The organism is Telluria sp. BA11, assembly GCF_056680305.1.
The window spans coordinates 172,175-189,059 of sequence record NZ_CM155275.1 but is presented as its reverse complement, the minus strand read 5'-3'; the positions used below and the strand labels follow the sequence as shown (position 1 = coordinate 189,059).

The following is a 16,885-nucleotide window of genomic DNA, read 5'->3' as shown; positions in this document are numbered from 1 at the left end:
ATGAGTATCAAACGCAGGATCTGGGCACTGCCGATCATCTCGGCCATCATCTTTACCCTTGGGGTCGCCGTCAGTGCCGGCATCGCCAACAAGGCACTCACGTCGATCCACACGACTGAAAGCGTGGATTACCCGGCGCTCGACATCAGCAAGGAACTGGCGGGCGACATCGAGGCGGTCACCAATGGCTTGCGCGACGCCGTCAGCGAAGGCGACAAGGCGCGCCTGACGCAGGTTGGCGAACAGGCCGACAAGGTGCGGGCCAAGCTGGCCAGCTTCGGCAAGATCGACGGGATGGGGCCAACCGGCGAGCGCCTCAGCAAAGAATTCGAACAGTATTATGCACCGGCGGTTTCCGCCGCCAGGATCATGCTCGACATGGAGCAGGGCGATCCGCAGGCGGTCGTGACGCGCATGCAGTCGACGCTTGCGACACTCAATACCGACGTCGCCAAGGTCAATGAACAAGCGCAGCAGCAATTCAAGGCTGGCATCACGCGCAGCGAAACCAGCGTGACGAATGTCCTGACGGTTACCATCGTCACCGGCCTGATCGTGATTGCCGTGCTGATCGCCGTCTCATGGTTCATGGTGCGCACGATCTGGCAGCAACTGGGCGGCGAACCCGAATATGCGCGCGACATTGCCCGCATGGTCGCCGATGGCAATCTGTCGATGGCAATCCGCATCGAGCCAGGCGACAACAGCAGCTTGCTGGCCGCGCTGTCCGACATGCGCGATCGCCTGGCCAATATGGTCGCCGGCATCAAGACGTCGGCGGACACGATCGCGTCGGCCAGTGGCGATATCGCCAGCGGCAACGCCGACCTGGCCAGCCGCACCGAACTCCAGGCTGGTCGCCTCGAGAACACGACGCGTGCGATGGAAGCCTTGACCGATACCGTGCGCGCCAATGCCGCCAATGCCAACCAGGCGAAGGACCTGGTGGTCTCGGCCAGCGACATCGCCACGCGCGGCGGCGAAGTGGTGGGCAATGTGGTGTTGACCATGAGCGCCATTAACACGTCGGCCACCAAGATCGTCGAGATCATTTCCGTGATCGATGGCATCGCGTTCCAGACCAATATCCTGGCGCTGAACGCCGCAGTCGAGGCGGCGCGGGCAGGTGAGCAGGGCCGCGGTTTTGCAGTCGTGGCGTCCGAAGTGCGCAACCTCGCGCAGCGCAGCGCCACCGCAGCCAAGGAAATCAAGGAATTGATTGGCGACTCGGTGTCCAAGGTCGATGCGGGCAGCGCGCTGGTCGATCAGGCCGGTACCACGATGGAACAGATCGTGGCTGCGGTGCGCCGCGTGCAGACGATCATGGGCGACATCAGCGACGCCGGTCAGCGCCAGAGCGAAGGCATCGAGCAGATTGGCCTGGCGATCAGCGACATGGACCAGATGACGCAGCAGAACTCGGCGCTGGTCGAGGAAGCATCGGCCGCTGCGACGTCGCTGACGGATCAGACGGCGCAGTTGTCGGAGGCGCTGGCGGTGTTCAAGCTGGATCACACTGCCGGGCCGCTGGCAGTCAAAGGTGGCCGCGCGGCGCCGCTGGCGCTGGCATAGTAGTGGACGCGTGGACGGCTATGCCGTCCACCCTACAAATACGCAATGATTGCGACGGTCAGAACGCCGCAATGCCGGTCTGTGCGCGGCCAAGGATCAGCGCATGGATGTCATGCGTGCCCTCGTAGGTGTTGACCACCTCCAGATTGACCATGTGGCGGATGATACCGAACTCGTCCGAAATGCCATTCCCACCCAGCATGTCGCGCGCCACGCGGGCGATGTCGAGCGACTTGCCGCACGAGTTGCGCTTCATGATCGACGTGATTTCCGGCGCCGCCGTGCCTTCGTCCTTCATGCGGCCCAGGCGCAGGCAGCCCTGCAGGCCGAGCGTGATCTCGGTCTGCATGTCGGCCAGCTTCTTTTGCACCAGCTGGTTGGCCGCGAGCGGCTTGCCGAACTGCTGGCGGTCCATCGTGTACTGGCGCGCCGTGTGCCAGCAATCTTCCGCCGCACCCAGTGCGCCCCACGCGATGCCGTAGCGGGCCGAATTCAGGCAGGTGAACGGGCCTTTCAGGCCGCGCACGTCGGGGAACGCGTTTTCTTCGGGGCAGAACACATTGTCCATGACGATTTCGCCGGTGACCGACGCGCGCAGACCGAACTTGCCGTGGATCGCCGGGGCCGACAAACCCTTCCAGCCTTTTTCGAGCACGAAGCCGCGGATCGCGCCTTCGTCGTCCTTCGCCCACACGACGAAGACGTCGGCCACGGGCGAATTGGTGATCCACATTTTCGCGCCAGAGAGGCTGTAACCACCCTCGACCTTGCGGGCGCGCGAAATCATCGCGCCGGGGTCGGAGCCGTGGTTCGGCTCGGTCAAGCCGAAGCAGCCGATCCATTCGCCGGTGGCCAATTTGGGCAGGTATTTCTGCTTGGTCGCTTCGTTGCCGAATTCGAAGATCGGCACCATCACGAGCGACGACTGCACGCTCATCATCGAGCGGTAGCCCGAATCGACGCGCTCGACTTCACGCGCGATCAGGCCGTAGGCGACGTAGTTCAGCGCCGGGCCACCGTATTGTTCCGGAATGGTCGGGCCGAGCAGGCCCAGCTCGCCCATCTCGCGGAAGATCGATACGTCCATCGACTCGTGACGAAACGCTTCGAGCACGCGCGGACGCAGCTTGTCCTGGCAATAGGCAGCGCTGGCGTCGCGCACCATGCGCTCTTCGTCCGTCAGCTGGCTGTTGATCAGCAGTGGGTCATCCCAGTGGAAAGCGGCTTTGGTTGTCATGATGATCTCTTCTCTAAAATAGTCGTTACATATTCGGATAGTTCGGGCCGCCGCCGCCTTCGGGCGTCACCCAGACGATGTTCTGGGTCGGGTCCTTGATGTCGCAGGTCTTGCAGTGGACGCAGTTCTGGGCATTGATCTGCAGACGGTCGCCGCCGTCTTCGCGCTTGACGTATTCGTATACCCCGGCCGGACAGTAACGCTGCTCGGGGCCCGCGTATTTCGCCAGATTCACTTCCACGGGCACGCTCGGGTCCTTCAACGTCAGGTGGATCGGCTCGTCTTCGCGGTGGTTGGTGTTCGAGATGAACACCGACGATAGCTTGTCGAAGGTCAGCTTGCCATCCGGCTTCGGATAGACGATCGGCTTGAACTGCGCCGCCGGCTTCAGGCATTCGTGATCGGCGTGCTTGTGGTGCAGCGTCCACGGCGCCTTGCCACGGAACACGATCTGGTCAATGCCCGTCATGATCGTGCCCAGCACGAGGCCCTTGCTCATCCACGGCTTGAAATTGCGCGCCACGTGCAGCTCTTCGTGCAGCCATGATTTTTCAAATGCCGCAGGGAAGCTCGTCAACTCGTCGCCCGTGCGGCCTTCGCCCAGCGCGGCAAACGCCGCCTCGGCCGCCAGCATGCCGGTCTTGATTGCAGTGTGGCTGCCCTTGATGCGGCTGGTGTTCAAAAAGCCCGCATCACAGCCGATCAGCGCGCCGCCCGGGAACACGGTTTTTGGCAGCGATTGGAGGCCGCCGGCGGTAATCGAACGCGCGCCGTACGAGATGCGCTTGCCGCCTTCGAAGAAGCCGCGAATCGCCGGGTGCGTTTTATAGCGCTGGAATTCTTCATACGGCGAAAGGTACGGATTCTGGTACGACAACCCGACCACATAGCCGACTGCAACCTGGTTGTTTTCCAGGTGGTAGAGGAACGAGCCGCCATACGTGTCGTTCGGCAGCGGCCAGCCGGCCGTGTGGATCACCAGGCCCGGCTGGTGCCTGGGCGGATCGATTTCCCACAACTCCTTGATGCCGATGCCGTAGGTCTGCGGATCCTTGCCCTTGTTCAGCTCATACTTCGCCATCAGCTGGCGGCCCAGGTGGCCGCGCGAGCCTTCGGCGAAGAACGTGTATTTGGCATGCAGCTCCATGCCTAGCTGGAATTCGGGACCCGGCTCGCCATCGCGCTTCATTCCCATATTGCCGGTCGCAACGCCCTTGACCGAGCCGTCTTCGTTGTACAGGATTTCGGCGGCTGGGAAGCCCGGGAAGATTTCCACGCCCAGCGCTTCGGCTTGCTGGCCCAGCCAGCGCACCACATTGGCCAGCGAAATCACGTAGTTGCCGTGATTGGCCAGTGCCGGCGGAATGGCAAAGGCCGGGGTCGCATACGATTTGGTTTCGCTCAGGAACAGGACGCGGTCTTCAGTCACGGCCGTATTGAGCGGCGCGCCTTTTTCTTTCCAGTCGGGGATCAGTTCGTTGATCGCGCGCGGGTCCATCACCGCGCCGGACAGGATGTGGGCGCCCAGCTCGCCGCCTTTTTCCAGCACGCAGACGGTGACTTCCTGGCCTTTATCAAGCGCCAGCTGTTTCAGGCGGATCGCCGCCGACAGGCCGGCAGGCCCGCCGCCGACGACCACGACGTCGTATTCCATCGCCTCGCGTGGGCCGTATTGTTCAGTCAGATTCATGCCGTGGCCCCGGTCTCGCGCGAAAAATACAGCCCGTGCAGGTGCTCGAGGCTGACTTCGCTCGCCGCCTGCGACAGCACCACTTTTCCGCTTTGCATCAGGTAGACGTGGTCGGCCACGCCCACTGCGCGGTGGGTGTTCTGCTCGACCAGGATCATCGTGCGGCCATCGTCCTTGAGCCGTTTGAGGATCGCAAACAGTTCATTGACCATCACCGGCGCCAGGCCCAGCGATGGCTCATCGATGATCAGGACCTTTGGGTCGCTCATCAGGCCGCGCGCCATGGCCAGCATCTGCGCTTCACCGCCCGACAGCGAACCGGCCATCTGGCGACGCCGCTCGCGCAGCCGCGGGAACATCTCGAACGAGCGCTCCAGGTTGCGCGCCGCGTGCGCCCGGTGCTGCGGCGCAAAAGCGCCCATCATCAGGTTTTCTTCGACCGTCATGTCGCGAAACACCATGCGGCCTTCGGGAATCATCGCCATCGAGACTTTGTGCATGTCCCAGGTCGGGGTGCCGTTGAGCGGCTTGCCGTCGAGCGTAATTGTGCCTTGCGACACGGGGATCAAGCCCATCATGGCGCGCAGCAGCGTGGTCTTGCCGGCGCCGTTCTGGCCGATGATCGTGGTCAGCTTGCCTGGTGCGATGCTGAGCGACAAATCCCACAGCACATTGATCGCGCCATAACCGGCGCGGACGTTCTGGATTTCAAGCATGGTCGACCTCGCCTCCGGTATAGCTCTTGATGACGGCCGGGTTGTTGAACACCTCGGCCGGCGTACCTTCGGCGATCATGCCGCCGAAGTTCAGCACCGCCACCCGCTGGCACAGATTGCTGATGGTCTCGATGTCGTGCTCGATGATCAGGATCCCGACCGAGAATTTGGCGTGCAGGTCCTTGAGCATGTTCATGAAGTTGCGCTTGCCACTGGTTTCCAGGCCGGCCAGTACTTCGTCGAGCAGCAGCAGTTTTGGATTTGTCGAAAGCGCCTTGGCCACTTCGAGCGCCTTCAGCTCGGTCAGCGCCAGGCCGCTCGATGCATCGCGCCCGGCCTTGGCAGCCAGGTTGGTGAAGTCCAGGATCTCGTCGATGCGGCGTTTGTCGACCGAACCGGTGCCGAAGCGCTGCGCGACTTCCAGGTTCTGGCGCACGGTCAGCTCGTGCATCGGCTGCGGGATCTGGAAGGTACGTCCGATGCCCATGCGCGCACGCTGGTACATCGGCGCCTTGAGCACATCGGCGCCATTGAACAGGATGCGGCCCGTGGTCGGGCGCACCAGCCCCGAAATGGCATTGAACAGTGTGGTCTTGCCGGCGCCATTGGCGCCGACCAGGCCCACCAGATCCCCCGTGCCGACGGCCAGCGTGACATCGTTGACCGCCGTGAGGCCGCCGAAGCGGACGGTGACGTTTTCAAGTTGCAGCATGTTTTTTCCTTAGCGCCCGGCGGATCATGCCCAGCAGGCCATCCGGGCTCGCGATGATCATCACGACCAGCACCACACCAAGAACCAACTGGTGTCCGGTGGGCATGAAGTTCTTGATGAATAACTGGTCGACCAGGTACACCACGACGGCGCCGATCAGCGGGCCGGTGATGGTACGGTAGCCGCCAAAGATCGCCGCGACGATCGGGATCGTCACCCACACCGCACTGAAGGCGTAATCCGGTTCGAGGAAGTTGATGTAGTGCGCATTGAAGGCGCCCACGGCGCCGCACATGAAGGCCGACACCAGCAGCATCAGGCCCTTGAGCAGCGTGTTGTTGACGCCCACCACGCGCGTCGCATCCTCGCTGTCGTGCATGGCGCGCAGGGCCAGGCCGTGCGGGCTGCGGCGGATGACGTCATAGGCCCAGGCAAACAGCAGCACCATCGTCAGGATCACGAGGTAATTGCCGGTGTGGCTGCCGAAATTGTAATCGAACACGGTCGGCAGGGCCGGGATCCTGGCAATGCCGCCAGCGCCGTTCGTGACTGACGTCCATTCGGTCGCAACGATGCGGAAGATGTGCGCGTACGCCAGGATTGCCAGCGCAAAGTAGGGACCGCGCAGGCGCAGGACGGGCAGCATCAGGACCGCCGACAGCACCGCACCGACGCCGCCAAGCACCAGGCCGATGAAGACCGGCACGTTGTACTGCATCGTCAGCACGGCCGACGTATAGGCGCCCACGCCAAAGAACGCCGCATGGCCGAAGCTCACCATGCCGCCCAGGTTGCCCAGCAGCGCCCACGACAGCGCGACGCCGCCAATGATCAGCGAGGCGATGACCAGGCTCATGACATAGCTGTTGCCGCCCAGCGCGAATGGCACCACGAGGTACGTCGCCACCAGCGTGGCGATGAGGAGTTTGTTGAGTTTCATCCGCGCCTCCGTGCCACACCAAACAGGCCATTGGGCATCACGAACAGCACCACCAGGAACAGGCCCATGCCAGCCAGCTCTTGCAGCGCCGAACTGGCCAGCGTGATCGTCAGCGATTCGGCCACGCCCAGCAGGATTGCGCCGATCAGCACGCCAGGGATCGAGCCGAGGCCCGCCAGCACGGTGATGATGAACGCTTTCACGGTCAGTACGCTGCCGTAGCCCGGCGTGACGACGCCATAACTGAACAGGGCAACACCGGCAAAGGCGGCCAGGATGCCGGCCACGATGAACGACACCAGCTCGGTGCGGCCAGGGTTGATCCCCATCAGCTTGGCCGCGTCGCGGTTGCTCGACACGGCGCGCACGGCGCGGCCATACCAGCTGCGCGACAGCCACCACCACAGCGCCACGATCAGCACGAGGCTCACGCCAAAGAACAGCACTTCGCTGCGCATGCTGTAGAGCTCGCCGACGATGAAGGCTTCCTGCATCCAGGTCGAGCTCGTGGTGCGCACGTCGGCGCTCCAGATCATCAGGACCAGGTTGGTGAGGATCACGCCGACGCCGAAGGTCAGGGTCAGCGAATTGATTTCGCGGTGCACCGTCACCCGGCTGACCAGGAAATACAGCAGGCTCGAGGTGATGGTCACGATGATCACGGCGGCGGGAATCGCGGCCAGCGGATTCCAGCCGAGTTGCGATTCGACCGTGTAGGCAATGTAGGCCGCCAGCAGTACCAGTTCACCGTGCGCCAGGTTGATCACGTTCATGGCGCCAAACACGAGCGCCAGTCCCAGTGCAATCAGGGCGTAGGAGCCGCCCTGCAACAACCCGGAATACACGGCTTGTAGAATCAAGTCCGTCATTTCTGCATCCAATCGATTATTCACGCGGGCAGGGGGATCCTGCCCGTCTCGCTCATGCGCTCACTCATGCGCTCACAGCATTACCAGGGCAGGCCCGGGTACACCGGCTTGGCGGTGGCCGATTCTTTCGGCCACACCAGTTCGACTTTCTTGCCCTGGTGCTGGCCCATGCGCTGCGTGAAGTTCGGGTTGTCGCCCCGGGCATCGAACTGCACCCGGCCGATCAGGGTCTGGCGATCGGTCTTGCGCATTTCTTCGATTACGCCGCCTTTTTTCAGCGTGCCCTTGTCGGCGGCGCGCGCAATTGCTTCAAACAGCAGCATCGACTGGACGTAGCCGAACTGGCCCAGGTAATCCGGGTCCTTGTTCAGCAGCGCCTTGTAGCCGTCGGCAAAGCGCTTGCCTTCTTCGGTCGAGAACTGCACCGGGAATGGCAGTACGGCAGTGCCGTACACGTTTGGCATCAGGTCCGGGAAATCGGCCGCCATCTTTGGCGTTGCCAGCGACCACACGCCGGCGACGCCCTTGATGCTTGGCTTGAGGACCCGCGCGGCGCGCAGGATGCCGACGTAGTCGTTTTCGTAGCCGACCATGACGATGAATTCGGAGCGGTCGCGCAGTTTCACCTTGTTGATGATCGGCTTGAAGTCGGTGATCAGCGGGTCGAACGCGTGCGTGACGACTTTGACGCCCTTGGCTTTCAGCGTTTTCTCGACGTCTGCGGCCAGGCCGTGGGTCGCATCCTTGGTCGAATAGATGATCGAGACCGACTTGACGCTCAGGTCGGTGAGCAGACCGACGAGGGCCTTCTGGTAACCCTGGGTATTATTGATGCGGAAGAAATTCTTGCGCCCGGCATTGACCAGGCCATCGTCGACGCCGCCCGAGGTGACGTAGGCCAGCCCCAGTTTGCCGGCGGCATCCGACGCGGGCGAGATATTGTTGGACGCGTAGCCGCCCGTGATGGCGACCACGTTCTGGCTGGCCAGTTTTTCCACTGCAGCCACGGCCTTGGCCGGCGCCGATTCGTCGTCGACCGTGATCAGTTTGATGGTGTGCTTGCCGTTGGTCTTGTTGAAGACCTCAGCCGCGACGCGGATGCCTTCCTGGGTGCCCAGTCCGACGCGGGCCAGCGGCCCGGTCAGCGGAATCTGCACGCCGACCAGAAATTCTTCGGCACTGGCCAGGTTGATGCTGCCGACGGTGCCCAGTGCCAGGATGGCGAGGACGATCTTGTTTGCCTTCATCATGTCTCCGTTATTTTTTAGTGAATGTAGGAATAGTCAAAAACGACGGCAAGCCGGGGGCCTCACCGCATGGGCGGCGTCGCTCCTTGATTGCCGGTACCACGGCACCGCTAGCCGATATGCCGGCCCATGCTGATTTCCACGTTGCGCACCAGTTGCACCAGGCGCGGACCGAGGTCCTCGACCAGTTTTTCGTAGGGCAGCAAAAAGGCCGGGCCGCCGCAATTGAATGCCATCGTCCGGGCGATGTCCTGGTCAAGCAGCGGCACGCCGACTGCGCTGATGTTGGCATCCCACAGGCCGGACGACAGGACAAAGCCGCGGTCCTGGTAATCCTTGAAGCCCTGTTCGATGTCGGTCTTGATCTTGGGCCAGTTGGTGTCGGCCGTCAGGCGGATATGGTCCATCAAAAAATCGCGGTCGGTTTGCGGCAAGCCGCACAGATACGCCTTGCCCATCGCGGTGGTGGCCAGCGGGATGCGCGAACCGGCATCGCGCCGCAGCGTCACCGCAGCGCTGCCACGGCAAGCCTCGACATACACCATGTGCAGGCGGTCGCGGATGCCGATCGCCACGCTACATTGGGCGTATTCAGCCAGTTCCTGCATGGCCGGCCGGGCCAGTTTGCGCACGTCGAGATTGGCGAGCAGGGTGTAGCCGAGCGCCAGCACCGGTGCGCCGAGCTGGTAACGGCCCTGGTCGGCCGAATAGGTCAGATAGCCGAGTTTGGTCAGCGTATAGGTCAGGCGTGAAATCGTCGGCTTGGGCATGCCGGTGCGTTTGGCCATCTCGCTATTGGTGAGATACGCCTCGCCGGGGCGGAAGCAGCGCAGAATTTCCAGGCCGCGCGCCAGGGCCGTGACGAACTGGCGGTCTTTGCCGTTGTCTTCGTCGGGTGCGTCGTCCTGCGGCGCTTGTGGTAACCCTTCCGGTAGCGCTTGCGCGGTGGCAGGTGTCGCCAGCAAAGGGTCTTCCAGTGACTGGATCGAGTCCATTCTTGTCTCCTATGCCCGGCATCTCCGGCTGGGCTTGAGTCGGATATTCACATACCGAAAACGGGAGTGTCAACAGTTTTTGTGAAATGGTCGTTCGCAGAGCGAAACACCTAGTATGAGTAATTACGGTAATTCGATACATTTCGCAGAGCGAATCACTGGATCTTCCGGTTTTTCCCGCAAAAGCGGCACCGTGAAGTCGTTTACATTTTCGCGAAAAATCGGTTATCGTTGATCGCAACAAGAAATGCAAAACACGGTTTCGCATAGCGAACCGATGTAGCATCCGACATAAAATCAAGGAGACAGCTCATGCACACCGGCGCAACTGGCCCGGTCGCTCGTGCCATGCACGGCGACATTCTTGTCGTCACTATCGACAATCCTCCCGTTAATGCGCTCGGCGTCGATGTCCGGCGCGGCCTGACCGCGGCGATCGACGCAGCCGGGGCCGACGCTGCGGTCAAGGCCGTGCTGATCGTCGGCAGTGGCAAGACCTTCATCGGCGGCGCGGATATCCGCGAATTTGGCAAGCCGCCAATGGCGCCGTTCCTGCCCGACGTCTGCAACGGTATCGAAGCCTGCAGCAAACCGGTCATCGCCGTCATCCACGGCGCGGCGCTCGGCGGCGGACTCGAGATCGCGCTGGCGGCGCACTACCGCCTGGCGCTGCCGGCAGCAAAACTGGGTTTGCCCGAAGTGGCGCTTGGCCTGCTGCCGGGCGCAGGCGGCACCCAACGCACACCGCGCCTGATCGGCGCCGCGGCAGCGCTCGACCTGATGCTGAGCGGTCGCCACGTGGGCGCGGCCGAAGCGGCAAAACTGGGCCTGGTCGACCGGGTGGTGGATGGCGCCGATCCGCTCGCAGCCGGCCTGGCGTATGCGCAGGAGCTGGTGCAGGGCGGGGCGCCGGTGCGCCGCACCCGTGACGCCAAGCAGCTCGCCGACACGGCAGCCCAGCGCGCCGCGATCGACAGCGCACGCGCCGAGACGGCCAAAAAATCACGCGGCCTGTTCTCGCCCCTGAAAATCGTCGATGCAGTGCAGGGCGCGCTCGAGCTGCCGTTTGACGACGGCCAGGCGCTGGAGCGCAAGCTGTTCCTCGAATGCCTCGACAGCCCGCAGCGCGCCGGGCTGGTGCATGCCTTCTTCGCCGAGCGCGAAACCGCCAGGGCGCCCGAGACGCGCAGTGCGAAGCCACGTCCGATCGAGCGCATCGGCGTCGTTGGTGGCGGCACGATGGGCGCCGGCATCGCCGTTGCCGTCCTCGATGCCGGCTTGCCGGTCACGATGATCGAGCGCGACGACGAGGCGCTGGCGCGTGGCCGCAAGCATGTCGAGAAGGTATATGACGGCCTGATCGCCAAGGGCCGCATCACGCCGGACGCCAAAGACGCCACCATGGCGCGCTTCAATGGCAGCACGTCGTACGACGCGCTGGCCCAGGCCGATCTCGTGATCGAAGCGGTGTTCGAGGACATGGCCGTGAAACACGCCGTGTTTGCCGAACTCGATCGCGTCTGCAAACCCGGCGCCGTGCTGGCCACCAATACGTCCTACCTCGACATCGACGAGATCGCGGCGGCCATCTCGCGCCCGCAGGACGTCGTCGGCCTGCACTTCTTCTCGCCGGCGAACATCATGAAGCTGCTCGAGATTGTGGTACCGGCCAAGGTGTCCGACGACGTGGTCGCCACCGCCTTCGACCTGGCCAAGAAGCTGCGCAAGGTGCCGGTGCGTGCCGGTGTGTGCGACGGTTTCATCGGCAACCGCATCCTCGCCGTGTACGGCCAGGCCGCGCACGCGATGATGGAAGACGGCGCATCGCCCTACCAGATCGACAAGGCACTGCGTGACTTCGGCTACCCGATGGGCCCGTTCCAGGTCTCGGACCTGGCCGGTGGCGACATCGGCTGGGCCACCCGCAAGCGGCGCGCGCCCACGCGTGACCCGCGTGCGCGCTACGTTCAGATTGCCGACCGCCTGTGCGAACGGGGCTGGTTCGGCCAGAAGACAGGGCGTGGCTATTACCTGTATCCGGACGGCGCCCGTGTCGGCACGCCCGACCCCGAAGTCGAGGCCATCATCGATGCGGAACGTGAACGCGCCGGTGCACTGTCAGGTAAAGCGCCGCGCAGCTTCAGCGACGCCGAGATCGTGCGCCGCTACCTGGCCGCGATGATCAACGAGGGCGCCAATGTCGTGCACCAGAAGATCGCCCTGCGGCCACTCGATGTGGACGTGACGTTCGTGCACGGCTACGGCTTCCCGCGCTACCGCGGCGGCCCGATGCACTATGCCGACACGGTCGGCCTGCCCACGATCCTGGCCGACATCCGCGAGTTTGCCAAGGAAGACCCGCTGTCCTGGCAGCCGTCGCCGCTGCTGGTCGAGCTGGTCGACAAGGGCGCCAATTTTGCCAGCCTGAATCAATCCGCGTAGACCCTATCGCCATCAATTTGTCAGGAGACTCGCCATGCGCGAAGCTGTCATCGTTTCAACCGCCCGTACCCCGCTCACCAAAGCGCACCGCGGCGAATTCAATATCACCCCCGGCGCCCAGCTGGCCGCGTTTGCCGTGCGCGCCGCCGTCGAGCGCGCCGGTATCGATCCGGCCATGATCGAGGATGCGATTCTTGGTTGCGGCTACCCGGAAGGCACCACTGGCCGCAACGTCGCGCGCCAGAGCGTGATCCGCGCCGGCCTGCCGATCACGATCGCCGGCACCACGGTCAACCGCTTCTGCGCCTCGGGCCTGCAGGCGATCGCCATCGGCGCCGGCCGCATCATCGTCGACGGCGCGCCGGCCATCATCGCCGGGGGCGTGGAAAGCATCTCGCACATCCGCAGCCGCGACAGCGGCGACAGCGGGATCGACCCGTGGATCCTGGAACACAAGCCGGACCTGTATCTGCCGATGATCGACACCGCCGACATCGTCGCCGCGCGCTACAACATCAGCCGCGAAGCGCAGGACCGCTTCTCGTTCGAGTCCCAGCGCAAGACCGAGGCGGCGCAGCTGGCCGGCCGCTACAGCGACGAGATTGTCGCCTGCACCACGACCATGGCCGTCACCGACAAGGAGACGAAGGAAGTCAGCCACCGTGAAGTCACGATCGCCGAAGACACCTGCAACCGGCGCGGCACCACCTATGAAGGCCTGGCCAAGCTGGCGCCGGTCATGGGCGAAGGTAAATTCGTCACCGCCGGCAATGCGTCGCAGCTGTCCGATGGCGCGTCGGCCTGCGTGATGATGGAAGCAAAAGAAGCCGAGCGCCTCGGCTTGACCCCGCTGGGCGCCTTCCGTGGCATGGCGGTGGCGGGCTGCGAGCCGGATGAAATGGGCATCGGCCCCGTGTTCGCGGTGCCCAAGCTCTTGAAGCGCTTCGGCCTGACGGTGGACGACATCGACCTGTGGGAGCTGAACGAAGCGTTTGCCTCGCAGGCGATCTACTGCCAGCAGCAACTCGGCATCCCCGACGAGCGCCTGAACGTCGACGGTGGCGCGATATCGATCGGCCATCCGTTCGGCATGACGGGCGCGCGCCTGGCTGGCCACATTCTGATTGAAGGCCGGCGCCGCGGCGCGAAGTACGCCGTGGTCACGATGTGCATCGCCGGCGGCATGGGCGCTGCAGGCCTGTTCGAGATTTTCTAAAGGATCATCATGGATTTACATTTCACCCCTGAGCAAGAGCGCTTTCGCGACGAGGTACGGGCATTCCTGGCCGAGAAGCTGCCGCAGGACCTCTCAAGCAAGGTCGCCAATGGCAAGCACCTGTCGAAGGCCGACATGGAGCGCTGGCATGCGATCCTGAATGAGCGCGGCTGGCTGGCGAATCACTGGCCGGAAGCATACGGCGGCCCGGGCTGGGACGCCATTGAAAAATTCATCTTCGAGACCGAGTGCGCGCTGGCCAATACGCCGCGCATCGTGCCGTTCGGCGTGAACATGCTGGGCCCGGTCCTGATCAAGTACGGCAACCAGGCGCAGAAGGACTACTGGCTGCCGCGCATCCTGGATGGCTCGGACTGGTGGTGCCAGGGGTATTCGGAGCCGGGCGCCGGTTCTGACCTGGCGGCGGTCAAGTGCAGCGCCGTGCGCGGTGTGGACGCCGAGGGCGAGCATTACATCGTCAATGGCCAGAAGACCTGGACCACGCTCGGCCAGCACGCCAACATGATTTTCTGTCTGGTGCGCACCGATGCGGGCGCCAAGAAGCAGGAGGGCATCAGCTTCCTGCTGATCGACATGCAGTCACCGGGCGTGGACGTGCGGCCCATCACACTGCTCGATGGCGAGCGCGAAGTGAACGAAGTGTTCTTCACCGATGTGCGGGTGCCGGTGCAGAACCTGGTCGGTGAAGAGCATCGCGGCTGGACCTGCGCCAAATACCTGCTGACCTATGAGCGCACGAATATCGCCGGGGTCGGCTTCTCGATGGCGGCGCTGGCGCGCCTGAAGCGCATCGCGCAGGAGCAGACGCGCGGCGGCAAGCCGCTGGCCGACGATCCGGGCTTCGCGCGCCGCCTGGCGCTTGTCGAGATCGACCTGGAAAACATGAAGACCACCAATCTGCGCGTGATCGCGGCGGTGGCTGGCGGTGGCGTGCCCGGTGCGGAGAGCTCGATGCTCAAGATTCGGGGCACCGAGATCCGCCAGGAGATCAATGCGCTGACGCGGCGCGCGATGGGCGTGTATGCGCGGCCGTTCACGCAGGACATGCTCGATGCGGCCAATGATGGCCCAAGCTTCGGGCCAGATTTTGCGGTCGCGGCGTCGGCGCAATACTTCAACAACCGCAAGCTGTCGATCTTCGGCGGCTCCAACGAGATCCAGAAAAACATCATCTCCAAGATGATCCTCGGACTGTAAGGGCAAGCGACATGAACTTCGAACATACAGAAGAACGGCGCATGCTGGCCGATAGCCTGAACCGCTTCATCGCCCAGCAATATCACATCGAAGCGCGGCACAAGATCGCCGCCTCGCCAGAAGGCTTTTCCAACGCCATGTGGCAGCAGTTCGCCGAACTGGGTGTGGTGGGCATGCTGCTGCGTGAAGAAGACGGCGGCTTCGGTGGGGCCGGTTTTGACATCGCGGTCGTGTTCGAGGCGCTGGGCCGTGGCCTGGTGCTCGAGCCGCTGCTGGGCAGCGCCGTGCTGGCGGCCGAAGCCATTGCGGCAGCTGGCAGCGATGCGCAAAAAGAGGTATTGGCAAGCATCGCCGATGCGTCAGTCATCGCCGCGTTTGCCCACGACGAACCGGGCGCGCATTACGAACTGGCGCGCGTTGCGACGAGCGCGCGCCGCGACGGCGATGGCTGGGTAATCGACGGTGCCAAGGCCGTCGTGGCCAACGCTGAACAGGCTCAGTGGATCGTCGTGTCGGCGCGCACCGCGGGCGCGGTCGATGACGAAGCGGGTATTTCGCTGTTCCTGGTCCCTGGCGATGCGGCCGGCCTGTCGATGGTGGGCTCACCGACGATGGACGGCGGCCGTGTGGCCGAGCTGACCTTCAGCGGCGTGAAGGTCGGCGCTGACGCGCTGCTCGGTGAGCCGGGCCAGGGTTTTGCGGCGCTCGAGCGCGCCGTGGGCCGCGGCGTGCTGGCGCTGTGCGCGGAAGCGCTGGGCGCGATGGAAGCGGCCAAGGAAGCGACCCTCGACTACCTGCGCACGCGCAAGCAGTTCGGCGTCGTGATCGGTAGTTTCCAGGCGCTGCAGCACCGCATGGCCGACCTGCTGCTCGAGATCGAGCAGGCCCGCTCGGCGGTGATCAATGCCGCGTCTGCCCTGGACGCCGACCGCATCACGCGTGAGCGCAGCCTGTCGGCGGCGAAAGCCAGCATTGGCCGGATCGGCACGCTGGTGGCGGAAGAATGCATTCAGCTGCACGGCGGTATCGGCATGACCTGGGAGCTGCCGCTGGCGCACTACGCCAAGCGACTGGTGATGATCGATCATCAGCTGGGCGACGAAGACCATCACCTGGCGCGCTACATTGCCCTCGGGCGCGAGTCTACTGAAACCAGCGAGACCGCAGCCGCATGACTGCCCCTGGCATCGTGATGCGCACGGACGGTGCGGTGCGCATTCTCGTCAACAGCAATCCGGCGGCGAAGAATGCGATCACCCCGGCGCTGTACGACGCGCTGCCGGCCGCGCTCGAACAGGCGGCGCAGGACCCGGCCATTGGCGCCATCGTGCTGGTCGGCGACGGCGACTTTTTCTGCGCCGGTGGCGACTTGCGCCAGCTGGCCACGCGCCGCGCGCTGGCGCCGGACGAGCGGCGCGCAAAGGTCGAGCGCCTGCACCACCTGGTGCGCTCGCTGCGCGCCTGCCCGAAGCCGGTGATTGCCGCGGTCGAGGGCGGGGCGGCCGGCGCGGGCCTGTCCCTGGCGCTGGCGTGCGATATGGTGGTCGCGGCCGACGATGCGTTCTTTTCGATGGCGTATGTCAAGGTTGGCCTGAGCCCCGATGGCGGCGCGACGGCGTTTCTGTCGCGCTGCATGTCGCGCCAGTTGCTGACCGAGCTATGCCTGCTGGGCGAGCGCCTGCCGGCCGCGCGCCTCCATGCGCTGGGCGCGGTCAACCGTTTGGCCGCGCCGGGGCAGGCGCTGGCCGAGGCGCTGGCTCTGGCGGCGCGCGTGGCCGCCGGGCCAGTCAATGCCAACGGGCGCATCAAGGTGCTGTGCGAGAATGCCGGGGCCGCAAGCCTGGCCGCGCAGCTCGACCTGGAAGCCGCGCTGATGGTGCAGTCGCAGGGCGACGACGAAGCGCAGGAAGGCATTGCGGCCTTCTTTGACAAGCGCGCGCCCGCTTTCGCGGCGCTGCGGGGCGCTGCAGCCACGGATCGGCCACAAGAATGACGTTTGCCGGCTCTCCTGGAGAGGCCGGGTATCTGGAG

At 64.2% G+C, this 16,885-nt stretch carries 14 protein-coding genes; 6 read left to right on the top strand and 8 right to left on the bottom strand.

Annotated elements, in window-relative coordinates:
- Nucleotides 1-1,572 carry a methyl-accepting chemotaxis protein gene (locus AC1MGT_RS00825; RefSeq protein ID WP_499502480.1) on the top strand — a complete coding sequence of 524 codons (1,572 nt, stop codon included), beginning with the start codon at nt 1-3 and terminating at the stop codon, nt 1,570-1,572.
- Between the two features lie 58 nt (nt 1,573-1,630).
- Here AC1MGT_RS00825 and AC1MGT_RS00820 read toward each other — a convergent pair whose 3' ends face one another.
- The 8 genes from AC1MGT_RS00820 to AC1MGT_RS00785 all read right to left on the bottom strand — a co-directional run bounded on the left by AC1MGT_RS00820 (nt 1,631) and on the right by AC1MGT_RS00785 (nt 9,978).
- Nucleotides 1,631-2,809: an acyl-CoA dehydrogenase gene (locus AC1MGT_RS00820; RefSeq protein ID WP_499502479.1), complete on the bottom strand. Its 1,179-nt coding sequence runs from the start codon at nt 2,807-2,809 to the stop codon at nt 1,631-1,633.
- Nucleotides 2,810-2,834: 25 nt separating this feature from the next.
- A complete protein-coding gene (locus tag AC1MGT_RS00815; RefSeq protein WP_499504360.1) occupies nt 2,835-4,463 on the bottom strand; it encodes an electron transfer flavoprotein-ubiquinone oxidoreductase in 1,629 nt (542 codons plus the stop codon).
- A gap of 32 nt (nt 4,464-4,495) precedes the next feature.
- Nucleotides 4,496-5,215, bottom strand: a complete 720-nt coding sequence (locus tag AC1MGT_RS00810) for an ABC transporter ATP-binding protein (RefSeq protein WP_499502478.1) — start codon at nt 5,213-5,215, stop codon at nt 4,496-4,498.
- Nucleotides 5,208-5,927 carry an ABC transporter ATP-binding protein gene (locus AC1MGT_RS00805; RefSeq protein WP_183552713.1) on the bottom strand — a complete coding sequence of 240 codons (720 nt, stop codon included), beginning with the start codon at nt 5,925-5,927 and terminating at the stop codon, nt 5,208-5,210. The genes AC1MGT_RS00810 and AC1MGT_RS00805 overlap by 8 nt, the downstream gene beginning before the upstream one ends.
- Nucleotides 5,914-6,867, bottom strand: coding sequence for a branched-chain amino acid ABC transporter permease (locus AC1MGT_RS00800; protein ID WP_499502477.1), 954 nt, complete (start codon nt 6,865-6,867; stop codon nt 5,914-5,916). Before AC1MGT_RS00800 ends, AC1MGT_RS00805 begins: the two co-directional genes overlap by 14 nt.
- Nucleotides 6,864-7,736 carry a branched-chain amino acid ABC transporter permease gene (locus tag AC1MGT_RS00795; RefSeq protein ID WP_183552711.1) on the bottom strand — a complete coding sequence of 291 codons (873 nt, stop codon included), beginning with the start codon at nt 7,734-7,736 and terminating at the stop codon, nt 6,864-6,866. Before AC1MGT_RS00795 ends, AC1MGT_RS00800 begins: the two co-directional genes overlap by 4 nt.
- An 80-nt stretch (nt 7,737-7,816) precedes the next feature.
- Nucleotides 7,817-8,986, bottom strand: a complete 1,170-nt coding sequence (locus AC1MGT_RS00790; protein ID WP_499502476.1) for an ABC transporter substrate-binding protein — start codon at nt 8,984-8,986, stop codon at nt 7,817-7,819.
- A gap of 107 nt (nt 8,987-9,093) precedes the next feature.
- Nucleotides 9,094-9,978 carry an IclR family transcriptional regulator gene (locus tag AC1MGT_RS00785; RefSeq protein WP_258834309.1) on the bottom strand — a complete coding sequence of 295 codons (885 nt, stop codon included), beginning with the start codon at nt 9,976-9,978 and terminating at the stop codon, nt 9,094-9,096.
- A gap of 312 nt (nt 9,979-10,290) precedes the next feature.
- Here AC1MGT_RS00785 and AC1MGT_RS00780 point away from each other — a divergent pair, with 312 nt between their 5' ends.
- Genes AC1MGT_RS00780 through AC1MGT_RS00760 form a run of 5 tightly spaced genes read left to right on the top strand, consistent with a single transcriptional unit; the run spans nt 10,291 to nt 16,847 of the window.
- A complete protein-coding gene (locus AC1MGT_RS00780; protein ID WP_499502475.1) occupies nt 10,291-12,420 on the top strand; it encodes a 3-hydroxyacyl-CoA dehydrogenase NAD-binding domain-containing protein in 2,130 nt (709 codons plus the stop codon).
- A 34-nt stretch (nt 12,421-12,454) separates the two neighbouring features.
- On the top strand, nt 12,455-13,636 hold the full coding sequence (locus AC1MGT_RS00775; protein WP_499502474.1) for an acetyl-CoA C-acyltransferase: 1,182 nt from the start codon (nt 12,455-12,457) through the stop codon (nt 13,634-13,636).
- Between the two features lie 9 nt (nt 13,637-13,645).
- Nucleotides 13,646-14,854 carry an acyl-CoA dehydrogenase family protein gene (locus AC1MGT_RS00770; RefSeq protein WP_499502473.1) on the top strand — a complete coding sequence of 403 codons (1,209 nt, stop codon included), beginning with the start codon at nt 13,646-13,648 and terminating at the stop codon, nt 14,852-14,854.
- Nucleotides 14,855-14,865: 11 nt separating this feature from the next.
- Nucleotides 14,866-16,029 carry an acyl-CoA dehydrogenase family protein gene (locus AC1MGT_RS00765; protein ID WP_499502472.1) on the top strand — a complete coding sequence of 388 codons (1,164 nt, stop codon included), beginning with the start codon at nt 14,866-14,868 and terminating at the stop codon, nt 16,027-16,029.
- Nucleotides 16,026-16,847 (top strand): oxepin-CoA hydrolase, alternative type, encoded by an 822-nt coding sequence (locus tag AC1MGT_RS00760; RefSeq protein ID WP_499502471.1) that lies wholly within the window; start codon nt 16,026-16,028, stop codon nt 16,845-16,847. Before AC1MGT_RS00765 ends, AC1MGT_RS00760 begins: the two co-directional genes overlap by 4 nt.
- Nucleotides 16,848-16,885: the final 38 nt, after the last annotated feature.

Excerpts from the sequence above, each read along its gene's own strand:
- AC1MGT_RS00825 (WP_499502480.1), top strand. The coding sequence starts at position 1 with ATGAGTATCAAACGCAGGATCTGGGCACTGCCGATCATCTCGGCCATC.
- AC1MGT_RS00815 (WP_499504360.1), bottom strand. The coding sequence starts at position 4,463 with ATGGAATACGACGTCGTGGTCGTCGGCGGCGGGCCTGCCGGCCTGTCG.
- AC1MGT_RS00800 (WP_499502477.1), bottom strand. The coding sequence starts at position 6,867 with ATGAAACTCAACAAACTCCTCATCGCCACGCTGGTGGCGACGTACCTC.
- AC1MGT_RS00790 (WP_499502476.1), bottom strand. The coding sequence starts at position 8,986 with ATGATGAAGGCAAACAAGATCGTCCTCGCCATCCTGGCACTGGGCACC.
- AC1MGT_RS00780 (WP_499502475.1), top strand. The coding sequence starts at position 10,291 with ATGCACACCGGCGCAACTGGCCCGGTCGCTCGTGCCATGCACGGCGAC.
- AC1MGT_RS00765 (WP_499502472.1), top strand. The coding sequence starts at position 14,866 with ATGAACTTCGAACATACAGAAGAACGGCGCATGCTGGCCGATAGCCTG.
- AC1MGT_RS00785 (WP_258834309.1), bottom strand. The coding sequence starts at position 9,978 with ATGGACTCGATCCAGTCACTGGAAGACCCTTTGCTGGCGACACCTGCC.
- AC1MGT_RS00820 (WP_499502479.1), bottom strand. The coding sequence starts at position 2,809 with ATGACAACCAAAGCCGCTTTCCACTGGGATGACCCACTGCTGATCAAC.
- AC1MGT_RS00775 (WP_499502474.1), top strand. The coding sequence starts at position 12,455 with ATGCGCGAAGCTGTCATCGTTTCAACCGCCCGTACCCCGCTCACCAAA.
- AC1MGT_RS00770 (WP_499502473.1), top strand. The coding sequence starts at position 13,646 with ATGGATTTACATTTCACCCCTGAGCAAGAGCGCTTTCGCGACGAGGTA.
- AC1MGT_RS00810 (WP_499502478.1), bottom strand. The coding sequence starts at position 5,215 with ATGCTTGAAATCCAGAACGTCCGCGCCGGTTATGGCGCGATCAATGTG.
- AC1MGT_RS00805 (WP_183552713.1), bottom strand. The coding sequence starts at position 5,927 with ATGCTGCAACTTGAAAACGTCACCGTCCGCTTCGGCGGCCTCACGGCG.
- AC1MGT_RS00795 (WP_183552711.1), bottom strand. The coding sequence starts at position 7,736 with ATGACGGACTTGATTCTACAAGCCGTGTATTCCGGGTTGTTGCAGGGC.
- AC1MGT_RS00760 (WP_499502471.1), top strand. The coding sequence starts at position 16,026 with ATGACTGCCCCTGGCATCGTGATGCGCACGGACGGTGCGGTGCGCATT.